Source organism: Streptomyces sp. NPDC102283 (assembly GCF_044766265.1).
Taxonomy (GTDB): Bacteria; Actinomycetota; Actinomycetes; order Streptomycetales; family Streptomycetaceae; genus Streptomyces.
This window is the reverse complement of the sequence record NZ_JBIWLQ010000035.1, coordinates 22,289-38,141: the sequence shown is the minus strand read 5'-3', so window position 1 is coordinate 38,141 and position 15,853 is coordinate 22,289. Positions and strand designations below refer to the sequence as shown.

Below are 15,853 nucleotides of genomic sequence, written 5' to 3'. Positions count from 1 at the left end.
TCGTCGGACAGGATCAACTCGGCCTTCGGCCGCCCAGTACGCGCCACAGACCAAGCCTATACATCTGAACAGAATTCCTGACTCAGAAGACTAGGTGTACCGGGCGGCCTGCGCCATCGTCGACGGTCTGCGCAGGCAGGCCCGCCCCGACGAACTCGAACAGATCAAGGAGCACTTCGTCGAGGCCGCCCGCCGCGTCCTGCGCCCGGACGACGGGCCGGGGCCGGGACGAGGCGGAACGCCGTGTTGAGGACGTGGTCGATCACATCGCGCGAGGGCTTGTCCGTCAGGTCGGTGAGCAGCCGGGCCAGTGTGTTGAGGAGGAACGGCGAGCCCATGACGTACCGGTTGAGCACCGGCTGGAAACCCGAGCGACTGAAGATCAGGTCGGCGGCGGTGTTGCCGAGGCGGTAGTAGCGGCCCCAGCGGCGGTTCATCTCCACCGGGTAGCCGTGCAGCACCTGTTCGCGGCGGGGCCCTCGGGGGTGGGCCAGGGCGAGGGCCGCGGTTTCGGCGGCGACCTCGCCCGCCTCCATCGCCTGGGCGATGCCCTCGCCGTTCCAGGGGCTGACCATCCCGCCGGAGTCGCCGACCAGCAGCAGCCCGCGCGCGTACAGCGGATGGCGGTTGAAACCGAGGGGCAGGGCGGCGCTGCGGACCGGGCCCTGCGCGTTCTCCTCGCGCAGCCCCCACTCCTCCGGAGTCCGGGCCAGCCACTGGTCCAGAGTGGCGCGCAGGTCCGCCTTGCCGTGCCGCCGGTGGGGAAGCGCCCCGAGCCCGACGTTGACCCTGCCGTCGCCCATCGGGAAGATCCAGCCGTAGCCGGGAAGGTAGGGGCCGCCGTCCGGGAAGCGGAGGTCGGCCCACAGCTCCAGGTACTCCTCCTGGGAGCGTTCGGGACTGCGGTAGTAGCGCCGGGCGGCCGTCGCGATCTGCCGCCGGGGGTCCCGCTCCAGGCCCAGGGCCAGGGCGAGGCGGGCGGACGCCCCGTCCGCGGCGATGACGACCGGCGCGCGGAAGTCGACCGGCTCCGGGACGTCCGGGGAGTCCGAGGACGCGGCGACCCCCGTGACCCGGCCCGCCCGGTCCGTCAGCGGGCGCTCCGCCTTCCAGCCGCTGTACAGCCGGGCCCCGGCCGCCACCGCGTGCCGGGCCAGGATGTCGTCGAAGTCGTGCCGGCTGCGGGAGAGCCCGAAGTCCGGATAGCGCCCCAGGGCGGGCCAGTCGATGTGCACGCGGTGCTCCCCGGCCACCCAGCGCATACCGCGGACACGCGTCCAGCCCGGCGCGGTGATGTCGACGCCCATCCGGATGAGTTGGTGGACCGCACGCGGGGTGAGACCGTCGCCGCACACCTTCTCCCGGGGGAAACGGGCCTTCTCCAGCAGGATCACGTCCACTCCGGCCCGCGCCAGGTGATACGCGGCCGAGGAGCCGGCCGGTCCCGCACCGACCACGACGACCTGGGCGTCCTCTCCCGCACGGGACACCTCCCGCGTGTCTTCCGTACGGGGAGCCTTCCGGACGTCTCCCGTACGGGGAGCCTTCCGCGTGTCCGTCGTCGTCGGGTCCGGTGGCAGTTCCCGCATCACAACCCCTTCGTCCAGGCGGCCGTTGCTCCTGCCGGGGCGGTGGCCCAGGGCAACATCATCGATCAGGACGGCCCGGGGCGGTACCAGGCGTCGGAAAACCTCAGGCGACCGAGTGAACCGGCCGTCTACGCTCCGCCGGTGACTACTCCGCCGGACGCAACGATCATCGACGCACTCGACCGCGCCGACGCCCCTCTCCTCGCCCGGCGCCTCGACGCCCGCACCTGCCCGCCGGACGTGCTCGGCCGGATGGTCCGGCACCCCACGCCCCGGATACGGCACCTCGGCCTCGCCCTCCTCACCGAACGCGCGGACACCCCGGACGCCGACGGAGAGGGGGAGGCCGGGACAGGGGCCGGGCCTCTCGCCCTGGTGGCCCGCCTGTTGCCCGATCGCCCCGGGGCGTCGCCCGAGGAGTCCCTCCTGCTCGCGGGCCTCCACGCCCGGCTCGTGGCGCGGAGGCCGCCGCACCGGCTGCCCGACTGGCGTGCGGCCGCGCTGCCCGCCCGGGTGCGGATCGCCTGGCTGCGGGCGGAGATCCTCGGCGACCCGACCGTCCTTCGCACGGAACCGGCGGGCGAACTCCTCTACCGGGCCGTACGCGAGAGCGCCGCCGCCGATGCGCACCGCCCCGACCGGCTCGTGGCCGAACTCGTCGACACCGGGGACCCGGTCCTCGGGACCGAGGCGCTGCGGCTGGTCCGCGACGGGCTGCACGCCGGACTGCTGAGGCCGGCGTTCGCGCGCGGGCTGCTGGTCCGACTGCTCGACAGGCCCGACCGTGATGTCGTGACCGCTGCGCTGCGCGAACTCGCCGAGCCCTGGGCGGCGGTGATTCCCTTGGACGCGTCACCGCTGACCCGGCCGACCGGGGCCCGGGACGGCCGGCGTGCCGACCGAGGCGCCACGTCGACGGCGCTCGCGGCGGCCGCTCTCGTCGCCGCTGCCCGGCACGGTCACCACACGGTGCTGTGGAGCGCGGCGGAGGATCCGGGCGGGGCTCCGGCCCTGCGCGGGCAGGCCGTGGAACTCCTGGGCGAACAGGCGGAACGCACCGACATCGGCCGGCTGGTGGTCCTGGCCGCCACGGACCCCCTCCTGCTCGCCGGGCCCGTGCTGACCTGTCTGCGCGCACTGCACCGGCGCGGCCACTTCCCGGCTGCCCCGGACGTCGGCCCGCTCCTCGCCCTGGCCCTGGCCGACCACACACTTCCGGCGGAGGACGTCGCCACGGTCCTCTACACCTGCCGTCGCCCCCTGTTCGACGCCCTTACCGACGCCCCGCCCACCGCCCCGGACTGGCCACGCCGTCTGGAACTGCTCGTCGCCCTGTCGCGGCAGGGGGCCGCCGACGTCCCCATCGGCGAGGCCGTCGCCCGACTCCTCCCGGCCGCGCCCTTCCCGCGCCCGTTCCTCGCCGCGATCCGCGTCCTGCGACCGCCCGCCGCCGAGGAAGCGGTGCTGGCCCTGCTTCCCACGGCCCCGTCCGCCGCACTGGACGCACTGGAGGCCATCGGCGCGGACCGTACGCGATCGGCGCTGGCCCGGGCGTTCGGCCTCGACACCCCGGCGGACGGACCGCCCGGGGCCCCGGACAGCCCGCGACACCTCCCGGTCGCACCCGAACTGCGCCCCGTACGCGACCGGGCGCTGGCACTCCTGTGGCACCTCACCCGCGAACCGGGGCAGCGGCAGGACCTGGCCTCCCGGCTCGACCCCCAGGACCTCCCGCACGCCATCGAGGCCGACCTCGGAGCCCCCGAGGAACGGGAACTGGCCGTTCTGCGCGCCCGCGTGGACGTGGACGACCCCGTGGCGGCGTTCTGCCGGATCGCGGCGCACGCCGGTACGGGAACCCTGCCCCCGGAGGGCGTCCCACTGGCCGACCTCCTCCTGCGCATCGTGCGCGACCTCGCAGCCGGCCGGCCCGGGCCGGGGACGGACGCTCCGTGCCCCGGCTTCGCACCCGCGGGACCGGCCCGCCCGGGCGCCGAACCGGAGCTGCCGCCCGAGGTGTTGGAGGCGATGCGCGCCCACGGCGGCCGGTTGTGGAGGCGGCGGCGGATCAGGCCCGTCTGTCTGCTCGACGCACCGGACGACACCGGCGCGGGCCACGCGTTCCTCACCTCCACGGTGCTCGGCCTGCTGGAGCGGCCCGGGCTCACCGGAGGTGAACGGGCCGTGCTGCTGAAGGCGTTGCTCCAGGTCCCGGCGACCCCGTCCACCCGGGCCCGGGTGCACCGCCTGCTGCGGGACCGCGACCCGCACGTGCGCAAGCACGTCATCGCCCTGCTGGCCCACGACGCCTCGGGCGAGGACGCGCGGGCGCTGTCCGCGACGCTCGTCCCGCTGACCCGTGACCCGAACATCCGGACCGTACGAGCGGCCCTGCTGGCCCTGGGTGCGGCACGGGCCCGCTGGGCGGGCGGGGCGGTCGCCGCCTGCCTCCACCACCCGAACACGAACATCAGGAAGACCGCGGCGGCCACCCTGCTCCACGCGGGCGCGCCGGCCGCAGTCCCGCATCTCCTGCGGGCGCTCGGCCGCGACGACAACCCCGGGCTGCGGTCCGCGCTGACACGGGCGCTGCGCGCCGTCGTCGGCGGCGCCTACGCCGCGACCCTCCTCGCCGCCGCCGAAGCGGCTCGTGACGAGCGCACCGGCCGCCTCCTGCTCCGCGCCCTCGACCAGGAGGTGACCGCCCGCGCCGTGCTCGCCCTCGACGTGGGGGGTTCGCCGGTCGTCCCCGCCCTGCTGTCGCTCGTCGCCGACGGCGGGGTGCGGCTCGCCGCCGGTTCCGTGGAGGAGTTGGCAAAACCGCTGGCCCGGCACGGTGTGCCGGCGCGGCCCGCCGCCCCGGGCGGGCCGCCGGAGGGAGGCGACGCCGAGGTGGCGGCCCTGCTGCGATCCGGCTGGGACCCGGCGCTCGCCCTGCGCATCGCCCGGCGGCCCGCACCCCTGGACGCCGTTGCCGACCACGAACGCCCGGCGGCACGCGCCCTGTTGGCCCGCTGGCTCGACCTGGCCGGCAGCACCGTCGAGGCCGGGCTCCGCAGCCGCCTGCTGCGGTGTGCCCTGCGCCTGTGCCCGGGGCCGTGGTCCGCCGACGAGGTGACGGTGCTGGCCCGGCACGCCGCCACGGTGACCGACGCGTTCGACGCCGCCACGGGCGGGGGAGGGCCGGAGGGGTCTCCTGCCACAGCCGTGGAAGCGGCGGCCGGGTGGACCGGAGAGCTGATCGACGTCCTGCACGCCGTCGCACCGCACCTGTCCACCGTCCAGCGCTTCACCGTCGTCGAGGGGCTCCGCGCACTGCCGCCCTCCGGTCCGGACAGCCGGCCCCGGCCCGGGGCGGCCGCCTCCGTCCTCATGCTGCTCCGACAGCTGGGCGCGGTGCTCGTCCGCGCCGACCTCGACCGGGCCCTGGCCGCAGCCCACCGCGGTGCCGACCCCTGGAGCGCCGCGCCCGCCGTGCTCCGGGCGGCTTTCGGCGTACCGGAGGAGTCGTCGATCGTCGATGAACCGGCCCTCTGGCGAACGGAGTTGACCGAGGCGGTACGGACGCCGCAAGCGCTGGCGGAGTTCTGGGGACGCGATGTCGCCGCCGGGGCCGGACTCCGGCCCGCCGCCGGTACGGACGGCGCCGGGCGTACCTCCGCCGCACCGACGTCCCGGGAACTGCTCTCCGCGCTCGTCGAGGCGTACCCGGGGGCCGCGCCCGGCGTGCGCGGGCGCCTCGTCGACCGGATGGCCGAGCTCCAGCCGCTCGACGCGCCCGAGTGGACCATCGCCGAGACCAGGGCGGCGCGCACCGCCTCCGGCGACTCGTCGCGCCCGGTGCGGGCGGACGATCTCGACCAGCCCCGGTCGGCCGCCCAGCGGACCCGGCTGCTGGCCATGCTGGACGCGAAGAAGCCGGACCGTCGGGACGCCGCCGCGGGGGCCCTGCTCGACTGGCCCGAGCCGGGGGTGGCGCGCGCCGTGCTGCGCGCGTACCTGCGCGGCCGGGTCGACGTGCTCCCCGCCACCGCCACCCTGGATCTCCTCACCCACCCGGAGGGCCGCGCCGGAGCCCACCCCGGCGCCCACGCCTCAGAGGGCGGCGACCGGCACCCCGCCGTCGTGGAACTGACCGCCCGCGGGGTGCTGCCCGAGCGGGCACTGTGCTGGGCGGCTCGGCTGCCCGAGGACGACCTGCTCCCGCTCGTCCCGCTGATCGTCGGGTGGTGGGAACACGGTTCGCCCGCCGTGCACGAGGCGGCCCGCGCCACGCTGCCCTACGTTCCCGCCGATGCCCTCGCCCACCACCTGGCACCGCGCGTCGAGGCGGGCGACCTCGGGCTGCTCGACCTGCTGACCGGCCTGCGGCTGCTCCGCACCCCCCAGCTGACCAGGGCCGAGCACCGGCTGCGTACCGAAGGCCGCGATGCCCTGGCCGACGCGCTCGTCCTCGTCGACGGCCCGTTGCGCACCCCCGGGGCCGAACCCGAGGACGCCGCCGCGCTCGATGCCCTGCGCACCCCGTTCCGGAGCACGACGGCCGCCCCGGCGGACCGTCCGTCGCTGCCGGAACTGCTCGACCTCGCCCGCGCGGGAACGCCCGAGCGGACCCGCGAGGCCCTCACCCGCCTCGTCGAGGAGTACGCACCCGCGCCCGGAGCCGGTCGGGACCCGGAACTGCACGCGCTGGTGGAGGAGTTGCTGAGCCACCCGAGCGCCGGCGTACGCCTGCACGCACACCGGACCTCGCGCGCCCTGTTCGACCGGGACACCCATGCGCGGCTCACCACGCTCCTGCTGTCCGATCCGCTGCCGGACGTGGTGCGCATGGCGGCACGGACGCTCGCCCGGGCGGCCTGGGAGCCCGCGCTGCCCGACCTCGTCCGGCTCCTCGACCACGCGAAGCCGGTCGTCCGGAGATCCGCCAGGGACGCGCTCGTCGGCTTCGGCGGCGCGGCGGTCCCGGTCCTGCGCAGGACCGCGGCCCACGCCCGGCCCGACCGGCGGCCGCTCTACACGGACGTGCTCGCCGAGATCTCCGGAGCGGGGGTCTGACGGGGCGCACGAGCGCCACTTCGGCGGCGTGCGGTCAGCCGCCGGGCCCCCGGGCCGCCGCCGCGGCGACCTGGTGCAGCGTCCGCCCCGTACGGGCGGACCGGGCGTGGTACGGGTCGGGGGAACCGGGTCTGCCGCGCACGGCGAGGCGGTCGTTCGCCTTGATCAGCAGCCACGCCTCGTGGCCGCCGCTGTCCGGCTCGTCGCCCTTGTGGACGCGGGTCAGCGCGAACTCGCCGTGCAGCTTCGCCCCGTACAGCCAGAACGTCGCGTGGCCGAGCGCCAGGGACTCGGCGAAGGGGACGGAGTCGCCCTGTCCGTCGTGCCCGAGCGGCCGGTAGGAGCCCTGGTCCCAGACCATGACCGTGCCGCTGCCGGACTCGCCGTGAGGGATCACCCCTTCGAACTCGCGGTATTCCAGGGCATGATCCTCCGTGGGCACGGCGAGCCGACGGTCGCTGGGGTTCTCCGAGGGCCCGCGCGGCACCGCCCAGGACTTCAGTACGCCGTCGACCTCCAGCCGGAAGTCGAAGTGCAGGCGCCGCGCGTCATGGATCTGCACGACGAAGTGGGGCCGCGGTGTGCCGTCGTTCTCCACGTCGTGCTCCCTTCGCGGTCCCTGCCCGTTCCGCCGGTCCGTACGTCCACTCTGCGGCTGCAGGGGCCGAACCGCACGATGAGCCGACCGCCTTCAGGCGCATATGCCCCCAGGGCATGCCGTTCCCTCTTCGGTCTGGACCAGGTTATTGACGGCTCCTGTGGCACTCCCTTAAATCAAGTATTGAAATATGCGCCCGAGGTGATCGCCCCTACCGTTCACCTCTCGGCGTCAACCTGTCATGCACATGCCCCCACGCGAAGTGATGTGATGACCGTGCACCCCACGCACTCCACGGCGCGCAGCGTCTCCCGGCGCCGCCGCGGCGCTCTCCACGCGGCTGCTCTGCTCTGCTGCTCCGCCGTCCTGACCGCGCTCCCCGGCGGAGCGTCCGCCGCACCCGCCGCCGGGTCCCCGGCCCCCGGGCCCGGGGCGCAGGTCGTCGCCTTCGAGGACGGGTTCGACGGACCGGCCGGCGCCGCCGTGGACGGCGGCAAGTGGCAGATCGAGACCGGCGACAACGTCAACAACCATGAGCGGCAGTACTACACCCCGGGCAACGACAACGCCGCGCTCGACGGCCTGGGCAACCTCGTGATCACCGCCCGGAAGGAGAACCCGGGCAACTACCCGTGCTGGTACGGGGCGTGCGAGTACACCTCGTCCCGGCTCAACACCTCCGGCAGGTTCGCCGCCGCCTACGGTCACGTCGAGGCGCGCATCAAGATCCCGCGGGGCCAGGGCATCTGGCCCGCGTTCTGGATGCTGGGCGACGACTTCGGCAACGTCGGCTGGCCGAACAGCGGCGAGATCGACGTGATGGAGAACGTCGGATTCGAACCCGGCACCGTCCACGGCACCCTGCACGGCCCGGGATACTCCGGCTCCGGTGGCATCGGAGCCGCGTACACACTGCCGAACGGGCAGGCGTTCGCCGACGACTTCCACACCTTCGCCGTCGACTGGGCGCCCGACTCCATCACCTGGTCCGTCGACGGCCAGGTCTTCCAGCGGCGCACCCCGGCCGACCTGGGCGGCAACCAGTGGGTGTTCAACAAGCCGTTCTTCCTCATCCTGAACCTCGCGGTCGGCGGCTACTGGCCCGGCGACCCCGACGGCAGTACGCGGTTCCCGCAGCAGATGGTCATCGACCACGTCCGCGTGACGACCGGCGACTGATCACCGGCCCGCCCCGGGGGCGGCCCCGAAACGTGGACGGCGGCAGAGGTGCTCCTGCCGCCGTCCACCCCCCGACCCGAGAAGCGGAATAGCATGATCCTCATGGAACAGCGCACACTCGGCAGGACCGGCCGTGACGTCTCGGTCGTCGGGCAGGGCACCTGGCAGCTCGGGGGCGACTGGGGCGAGGTCGCGGAGGACGACGCGTTCGGGGTTCTCGACGCGGCCGTCGAATCCGGCGTCACCTTCTTCGACACCGCGGACGTGTACGGGGACGGCCGCAGCGAACAGCGCATCGGGCGCTACCTCAAGAACCGCCCCGGCGTCGGTGTTCTCGTCGCCACCAAGATGGGCCGCCGCGCGGACCAGGTCGAGGAGAACTACGTCCTGGACAACTTCCGTACCTGGAACGACCGTTCCCGCGCGAACCTCGGGACCGACACGCTCGACCTCGTACAACTGCACTGCCCGCCCAGCGGCGTCCACTCCTCCGACGCCGTCTACGACGCCCTGGACACCCTGGTCGCCGAGCAGCGGATCGCCGCCTACGCGGTGAGCGTCGAGACCTGCGCCGAGGCGCTGACCGCCATCGCGCGCCCCGGCGTCGCGAGCGTGCAGATCATCCTCAACCCGTTGCGCCTCAAGCCGCTGGACGAGGTTCTCCCGGCGGCGGCAGCCGCGGGCGTCGGCATCATCGCCCGGGTTCCGCTCGCCTCGGGCCTGCTCTCCGGCAGGTACACCAAGAACACGGTCTTCGGCCCCGAGGACCACCGTACGTACAACCGGCACGGCGAAGCGTTCGACCGGGGCGAGACGTTCTCCGGTATCGACTACGCGACCGGCGTCGCCGCGGCCGCCGAGTTCGCCGAGCTGGCCCCCGAGGGCGCCACCCCCGCGCAGACCGCGCTGCGCTGGATCATCCAGCAGCCGGGCGTGACCAGCGTGATCCCCGGCGCGCGCTCGGTGGAACAGGCCCGCGCCAACGCGGCGGCGGCCGCCCTGCCACCGCTGCCGCAGTCCGCGCTGGACGCGGTGCGGGACCTGTACGACCGGTCGATCCGCGCGGAGGTCCACGACCGCTGGTGACGGCGGGGCGGGCCGGAGCGGGCGGGGGAGGGACGGGCGGGACTCAGTCGTCCTGCTCGTCGTCCCCGCCCTGTCGGCCGCCGTCCTGCTGGCCTTGTTGGTCCTCCTGCTGCCCACCGCCGTCGCGGACGTCCTGCGAGGGACCCGAGGACGGACTCTGGTCCGGCGTACCGGCGGAGCTGGAGTCCGGGGAGAACAGGATCATTCCGAGATACACGGCGGCCAGGAACGTCGCCGTGCCCGCGATGGCGCTGGCCACCCTGGGCCGCCGCCGTATCGCCTCACGGGTACTGCGGCGACGGGCCGGAGCCGACCGGGTCGGCGCCTGCCGTCTTCGCCCCGTGGGCCCCGGGAGTCGGTACGTCGTCGGGCCGGCCGGCGCCGGCGGGGCGGCGGGGGAGGGCTTCGGGGCCATGGGCGCCGACGCCCGGTGGGACGCCGGCGTCTGCAGGGGGAGCGGCTCCGGCCGGCCGCGCCAGGCGTCGGTGCGGAACCAGTCGGAGACCTGCTGGGCGGTGGGCCGCTCCTCGGGCTGCTTGGCCAGCAGTCCGAGCAGATACGAGTCGAAGGCGGCGGAGATCTCCACGCCCCGCTGCCGCAGCGGAACCGGCGGGGTGTCGACGTGCTGGTACAGCGTCGCGGTCGCCGTGTCGGAGCGGAACGGAGGCTGTCCGAGGAGCAGTTGATAGACGACGCAGCCCAGGGAGTACATGTCGGACGCGGAGTCGGCGGTACGTCCCAGGGCCCGCTCGGGGGCCAGGTAGAGGCTCGTGCCGACGATGTGACCCGCCGTCGTCAGCGCGGTCGAGGGGTCGTCGACGAACTGGGCGATCCCGAAGTCGCCGATCTTCACCGAACCGTCCGCGTCCAGCATCAGGTTGCCCGGCTTGATGTCGCGGTGGACGATGCCCTGGCGGTGCGCGGCGGCCAGCCCGGCGGCCGCCTGGCCCGCGATCAGGGCGACCTGTTCGGGATGGACCCGCTCCTGGGCTGCCAGCAGGTCTCCGAGGCTCTGCCCCTCGACCAGCTCCATCACCAGGAAGAACCGGTCCTCCCAGGCCCCGAAGTCGAACACGGCCACCAGGTGCGGATGGCTCAACCGGGCGGCGGTCTGCGCCTCCAGCCGGAAGCGGGCGGTCGACGAGGCGTCCGCCTGGTCCCCCAGCAGCAGCTTCACGGCCACGGCGCGTCCCAGCACCTCGTCCGTGGCGCGCCACACCTCGCCCATGCCGCCACGACCGATGGGGGATTCCAATCGGTACCGACCAGCTACCAGCACCTGTACACCTATCTCGAATTGTGGCCGGCTCCGGCTGCCGGGCCCCGTGGTTCCCGGTCTCCGGCGCAGTCCTGGGCGGAGTGGCGAATGACATGATCAGGATATCGGTCCGGCGGAGCCCCGATGCCCCGACGGCCCTTTCGCCAAGCTCCGCTGACGGCCCGGTACACATGCTCGCCCGCTCCGGCGCCGGGAGTGCCCGCCGGACCTCGGGTCAGCCGAGCAGCCGACGGTACGCGGCATCGGCCGTGAACGCGGACTGCCCGCCCCGGAAAAGCAGTTCGGCGGTTTCGAACGCCGGGTCGGACGCCGTCCCGGGCATATAGGGGACGGCGAGGCACCGCATGCCCGCCGCGTGCGCGGCCGCCGCTCCGGGAGGGGCGTCCTCCAGCACCACGCAGTCCGCCGGCTCCGCCCCCATCCGCCGGGCCGTCTCCAGGAACACGTCCGGCTCCGGCTTGCCGTGCACGACCTCCTCGGCGGAGACGTACAGCGGGATGTACGCGTCGAGCCCGGTCACCGCGAGCACCGCCCCGATCGCGGCCCGGGACGAACCGGAGGCCACCGCCATCGGCACCCCGGCCGCGTACAGGCGCTCCACGAGGACCCGCATCTGCGGGAAGACCTCGGTCGACGCCCCGGCGAGCTCCAGATACAGGGCGTTCTTCCCGGCGAGCAGCTCCTCGACCGGGGCGTCGATCCCGTACTCCGCGCGCAGGACGGTCAGCGTCTCCCGGGTGCCGATGCCGATGAACCGGGTGTGGGCCTCCCAGTCGAAGTCCCGCACCCCGTACCGGGCGAGCAGTCGACGCCCCGCCTCGTAGTAGTTCGGCTCGCTGTCCACCAGCGTCCCGTCGAGATCGAAGATCACGTGAGGGCCGGGCGCGGTCACGGGGCGGGAAGTCATGGCCCCAGCATGCCGCAGCCCGCGGTGGCGGGCCCGGTCACCCCTGACCGGGTGCGGGACCAGGCCGGTCCCGGTCGCCCGCCGCGCGCCCCACGGATTCCACCAGCGGCAGTACCCGGTGTGCCACCCGCTCGCGGAGCGCCACATCGGTCCGGGTCCTGACGACCCCCGGGAGCTGGATCAGCCGTTGGATCACGTCCTCCAGGTGCCCGGCGTCCCGGGCGACGACACGGGTCAGCAGATCGCCCCCGCCCGTCGTCGAGAACGCCTCGATGATCTCGGGCACGGCCGCAAGGGCGTCGCCCACCTCGACCAGATGCCCCTGCGTGACCTCCAGGTGGACGAAGGCGAGGACGGGATGGCCGAGTGCGGCGGGGGAGAGGGTCGGCCCGGTACCGGTGATCACCCCGTCGCGCTCCAGCCGGTCGAGCCGGGCCTGCAGCGTGCCGCGGGCCACGCCGAGGATGCGCGCGTACTCCCGGGCGCTGGTGCGCGGCTGCTCGATCAGCAGGCGCAGGATCCGGGTGTCGAGAGCGTCCACCGCCATGATCCGCAGATCTCCTTCCGAGCCGTCCGGTGCGGCCCCGACCTTACCCAGAGGGAGAGACCCCGCGCCGCCGGGGCGGTACGACAGTGCGTCAGTCGTAGGAGGACAGCAGCCAGGTCATCAGTGAGGCTGTCAGGGCGAACTGGACCACGGCGGCGCCCCGGTAGCGCCCCCAGCACAGGGCCAGTCCCACAGCCGCCAGCACCCCGCCGCTCGCTACCAGCTCCACCGCCGGAACGGTGGCTTCCGCACCGTTGTGCGCGTCGGCCCAGCCGCCGATGCCGACCACGAGCCAGGCGTAGCCGCCGGCGAGCGCGTCGAGCGGCAGCACGGCCAGGAACACCAGGAGGTTCGCCCCGCCGCTCCGCGGCTCGCGCCCCTCCCGGATCCCGTCCGTGCGCGTGTCCATGTCCATGCCGGCATCGTGCGCCGCCCGTCCCGTCCGGGGATGAGTACGCGTACTCATCCCCTCTCGCCCTCCGAACCGGAGCCCGGCCGTCCGCTGCGTACGCCCGCCGTTCGTGCGGGGCGCTCGCCCCGGGTGGTCCGTTGGCATGCTGGTGGCCGAACGTCAACGAGAATCACTGTGCCATTGGTACATGCTTCTCCTCCCGGTTTGATCCAAGAGCCCGATAGATGCTGCAATGGATCCATCGATGGCGCTGCGGACTTCCGCGGCGCCTTTTTCATGCGAGTTCTGCGGAGACGCGGAAGGGGCGGAAGTGTGCTGAAGAGGGTGTTCGTGGCGCCGGACCCGGGGCGGGTGCGGCTGCGCTTCGCCGGCCGGGGCGTTCTCGGCATCAGCCTCGCGGTCGGGCTGTGCGGCCTCGCCGGGCACTCGCTGGTGGCGGCCGTCACGGGGGGCCTCGCGGCGCTGCTCGCCCTGTTCACCGTGACCGACCCGACGGTCCGCGGCCAGGCGGTCACCACGGCCCTGCTCCCGGTGCTCGGACTGCCCGTCCTCGCCGTGGCCGCCGTACTGCACGACCAGCCGGTCGCCCGCGACCTGAGCTTCCTCGCCGTGATGGGGGCGGGCGTGTACGCCCGGCGCTGGGGGCCGCGCGGGCACGCGCTGGGCGTCTTCGCGTTCATGATGTTCTTCGCCGCCCAGTTCCTGCACACCGTGCCCGGTCAGCTGCCCGAGCTGTACGTCGCCGTGCTGCTGTCCCTGGGCGCCTCGTCCACCGTGCGCTTCGGCCTGTGGTGCTACGAGCGGCGGCTGCCCGTCGCGGCCGCGCCCGCTCCCCCACAGGGCCCGGGCCCGCTGCGCATCACCACCCGGCAGGCCGTCCAGGCCACCCTGGGCGGAGCCTTCGCGCTGGGTCTGGGGCAGGTCCTGTCCGACCAGCGGTGGTACTGGGCCGTGGGCGCCACCTGGTGGGTCTTCGTGAACACCACCTCGCGCGGCGAGACGCTCGTCCGGGGATTCCGGCGGGTCCTGGGCACCGTGATCGGCATCGTCGCGGGATTCGCCGTGGCCATCCCGCTCGACGGCGCGGGAGCCCCGACCGCAGCCGTCGTCGCGGTCAGCGTCTTCGGCATCTTCTACACGGCGGCGGTCTCGTACAGCTGGATGATGTTCTTCGTGACGGTGATGGCCGGCATGCTCTACGGCGTGCTGGGCGTCCTGGACGCGGCCCTGCTCTGGCTGCGCGTCGCGGAGACCGCCGTCGGCTCGCTCGGCGCGGTGCTCGCCGTGCTGCTGGTCCTCCCCGTCACCACCCACGCCATCACCGACGCGTGGATCCAGAAGGCCCTGCGGTGCGTCCACGCCTGCACGGCCGAGGCGGCCGACCGGCTCGCCGGCTCGACGCTCGCCGACCCCGGCCCCCGCGTCGCCGAACTGGAGGTGCTGCTCGGCCGGGTCCGGCTCTCCCTCGCGCCGCTGGTGCACCCCCTGAGCCCGTTGCCGGCCCGCAAGGCACGCGCCCGCCAGGTGATCGCGCTGCTGGACGACTGCGTGACCGAGGTCCGGGGCCTGGCCTCGATCGCCGCCGACCCGGACGCCTCGCACGACGCACGGCTGTCCGCCGCGTGCTCCCGCGTCGAGGTGGCCGTCGAGGCGCTGACCGCGCCCGAAGGCTCCCGCGGCTTCCACCTGCCCGAGCTCCCCGGGACCGCCGCAGACCCGGCCCTGGCCCACCTGCACGGCCTGGAGCGCGCACTCGCCGCGCTGGCGACGCCGCTCCAGGGCCGGGGCGGCCGGACACCGGCCGTGGCGCCCGAACCGGCCTGACCGCCCGAACCTCCGAACCGGCCTGGCCTCCGCCCCCGGGGCCCGTACCCGCCGGATTCCTCCGACCTCATTGGTCTGGACCGCAGCGGGCTGCCTGCTACCGTCGGCCGTGAAGATCGCGGCGACGGAGAAGAGGGGTAGCGCGATGATCGGCAACAGCGCCCGGCGGGCATTCATAGGGTCGTTCACCTCGGCGGGCGGGCGCGGCATCACCGCCGCCGCCGTGGACCGGGACACCGGTGCGCTGACGGTGCTGGGGTCCACGGACGCCGTGCCCGACCCCTCGTTCCTCACGGTCGGCCCGGGAGGCACGGCCCTGTACGCGGTCGGCGAGAGCGCCCCGGGCGTCGCCGCCGCCTTCACCGTCGACGACGACGTACCGACTCTCCTGGGAGCTGTCCGCGCCGTCGACGGCGATGCGCCCACCCACCTCGCGCTCGCCGCGAACCACCTGGTCACGGCCAACTACACCTCCGGCAGCGTCACCGCCCTGCCGGTCCTCGCCGACGGATCGCTCGCAGCGGCGGCCTCGGTGCTCCGGCACGAGGGCAGCGGCCCGGACACCGACCGCCAGGAGGCCCCGCACGCCCACCAGGTCCTCGCCGACCCCTCCGGGAGGTGGGTGGTCAGCGTGGACCTCGGCACCGACTCGGTACGCGTCTGCGCCCTGGACCCCGCGACCGGCGCCCTGCGCCTGCACGGCGAGACGGCCCTGCGCCCCGGCACCGGCCCGCGCCACCTGGCCTTCCACCCCTCGGGCTCGCTCGCCTACGTCCTGGGCGAGCTGGAACCGACCCTCACCGTCTGCCGCTGGGACGCGACGGCCGGCCGCCTCGACGTGCTCGGCGAGACGCCGGTGCTGCCCGAGCACGAGGCGGCCGACGACGCGGCGCGCACCTATCCGTCCGAGGTGGTCGTCGCGCACGACGGGCGCTTCCTGTGGACCGCCAACCGGGGCCACGACAGCATCTCCGTGCTCACCCTCGACGAGAGCGGCGAGAAGGCGGCCCTGGTGGCCACCGTCGGCTGCGGCGGACGCTGGCCGCGCGACCTCACCCTCGACCCGAGCGGCCAATGGCTGTACGCGGCCAACGAGCGCTCCGGGAACGTCAGCTGGTTCGCCGTGGACGCCGGGACGGGCCTCCCCCGGCACGCGGGCTCCGTCGAGGTTCCCGCGGCCTCCTGCGTCGTCCTCGTCTGACAGCGGCCACCCCGGGGCGATGTGCCGGGCAGTGGCCGCCCAGGACAGCGCGGGGGGGGGGGGGGGGGGGGGGGGGGGGGGGGGGGGGGGGCGCGCGGGGGCCCCCCCCCCCCCCCCCCCCGGCGGCGCGGGGGGGGGGCGGGGCCCCCCGCGGCCCCGGGCACCGGTCAGCC

General features: G+C 74.6%; 11 protein-coding genes. 5 read left to right on the top strand and 6 right to left on the bottom strand.

Features of this window, described 5'->3' with window-relative positions; all coding sequences use genetic code 11:
- Positions 1-164: 164 nt before the first annotated feature.
- A complete protein-coding gene (locus tag ACIRJT_RS38010) occupies positions 165-1,589 on the bottom strand; it encodes a geranylgeranyl reductase family protein (protein ID WP_403918990.1) in 1,425 nt (474 codons plus the stop codon).
- A 141-nt stretch (positions 1,590-1,730) separates the two neighbouring features.
- Between ACIRJT_RS38010 and ACIRJT_RS38005 the strand changes: the two genes are divergently transcribed.
- On the top strand, positions 1,731-6,647 hold the full coding sequence (locus ACIRJT_RS38005; RefSeq protein WP_403918987.1) for a HEAT repeat domain-containing protein: 4,917 nt from the start codon (positions 1,731-1,733) through the stop codon (positions 6,645-6,647).
- 34 nt (positions 6,648-6,681) lie between these two features.
- Here ACIRJT_RS38005 and ACIRJT_RS38000 read toward each other — a convergent pair whose 3' ends face one another.
- Positions 6,682-7,245 (bottom strand): DNA polymerase ligase N-terminal domain-containing protein, encoded by a 564-nt coding sequence (locus ACIRJT_RS38000; RefSeq protein ID WP_403918984.1) that lies wholly within the window; start codon positions 7,243-7,245, stop codon positions 6,682-6,684.
- Between the two features lie 270 nt (positions 7,246-7,515).
- Between ACIRJT_RS38000 and ACIRJT_RS37995 the strand changes: the two genes are divergently transcribed.
- Both ACIRJT_RS37995 and ACIRJT_RS37990 read left to right on the top strand, forming a co-directional pair.
- Positions 7,516-8,424, top strand: coding sequence for a family 16 glycosylhydrolase (locus ACIRJT_RS37995; protein ID WP_403918981.1), 909 nt, complete (start codon positions 7,516-7,518; stop codon positions 8,422-8,424).
- Positions 8,425-8,517: 93 nt separating this feature from the next.
- Positions 8,518-9,510 carry an aldo/keto reductase gene (locus ACIRJT_RS37990; RefSeq protein WP_403918979.1) on the top strand — a complete coding sequence of 331 codons (993 nt, stop codon included), beginning with the start codon at positions 8,518-8,520 and terminating at the stop codon, positions 9,508-9,510.
- Between the two features lie 43 nt (positions 9,511-9,553).
- Here ACIRJT_RS37990 and ACIRJT_RS37985 read toward each other — a convergent pair whose 3' ends face one another.
- From ACIRJT_RS37985 to ACIRJT_RS37970, 4 genes are all read right to left on the bottom strand, one after another.
- Positions 9,554-10,738, bottom strand: coding sequence for a serine/threonine-protein kinase (locus ACIRJT_RS37985; RefSeq protein WP_403918976.1), 1,185 nt, complete (start codon positions 10,736-10,738; stop codon positions 9,554-9,556).
- Between the two features lie 265 nt (positions 10,739-11,003).
- The gene (locus ACIRJT_RS37980; protein WP_403918973.1) at positions 11,004-11,696 is read right to left on the bottom strand and encodes an HAD family hydrolase; all 693 of its coding nucleotides are present in this window, start codon (positions 11,694-11,696) and stop codon (positions 11,004-11,006) included.
- 37 nt (positions 11,697-11,733) lie between these two features.
- A complete protein-coding gene (locus ACIRJT_RS37975; RefSeq protein ID WP_403918970.1) occupies positions 11,734-12,243 on the bottom strand; it encodes an Lrp/AsnC family transcriptional regulator in 510 nt (169 codons plus the stop codon).
- Between the two features lie 91 nt (positions 12,244-12,334).
- Positions 12,335-12,658, bottom strand: coding sequence for a hypothetical protein (locus ACIRJT_RS37970; protein WP_403918967.1), 324 nt, complete (start codon positions 12,656-12,658; stop codon positions 12,335-12,337).
- Positions 12,659-12,967: 309 nt separating this feature from the next.
- On the opposite strand from ACIRJT_RS37970, the gene ACIRJT_RS37965 reads away from it, so the two are divergent.
- Complete coding sequence (locus tag ACIRJT_RS37965; protein WP_403918964.1) at positions 12,968-14,479, top strand: FUSC family protein; 1,512 nt, start codon at positions 12,968-12,970, stop codon at positions 14,477-14,479.
- A gap of 145 nt (positions 14,480-14,624) precedes the next feature.
- A complete protein-coding gene (locus ACIRJT_RS37960; RefSeq protein WP_403918961.1) occupies positions 14,625-15,680 on the top strand; it encodes a lactonase family protein in 1,056 nt (351 codons plus the stop codon).
- The last annotated feature ends 173 nt before the right edge of the window (positions 15,681-15,853 follow it).

Bases quoted from the DNA above. Each gene is read 5' to 3' on its own strand.
- ACIRJT_RS38010 (WP_403918990.1), bottom strand. From the start codon at position 1,589: ATGCGGGAACTGCCACCGGACCCGACGACGACGGACACGCGGAAGGCT.
- ACIRJT_RS37990 (WP_403918979.1), top strand. From the start codon at position 8,518: ATGATCCTCATGGAACAGCGCACACTCGGCAGGACCGGCCGTGACGTC.
- ACIRJT_RS37960 (WP_403918961.1), top strand. From the start codon at position 14,625: ATGATCGGCAACAGCGCCCGGCGGGCATTCATAGGGTCGTTCACCTCG.
- ACIRJT_RS37995 (WP_403918981.1), top strand. From the start codon at position 7,516: ATGACCGTGCACCCCACGCACTCCACGGCGCGCAGCGTCTCCCGGCGC.
- ACIRJT_RS37975 (WP_403918970.1), bottom strand. From the start codon at position 12,243: ATGGCGGTGGACGCTCTCGACACCCGGATCCTGCGCCTGCTGATCGAG.
- ACIRJT_RS37970 (WP_403918967.1), bottom strand. From the start codon at position 12,658: ATGGACATGGACACGCGCACGGACGGGATCCGGGAGGGGCGCGAGCCG.
- ACIRJT_RS37985 (WP_403918976.1), bottom strand. From the start codon at position 10,738: ATGGGCGAGGTGTGGCGCGCCACGGACGAGGTGCTGGGACGCGCCGTG.
- ACIRJT_RS37980 (WP_403918973.1), bottom strand. From the start codon at position 11,696: ATGACTTCCCGCCCCGTGACCGCGCCCGGCCCTCACGTGATCTTCGAT.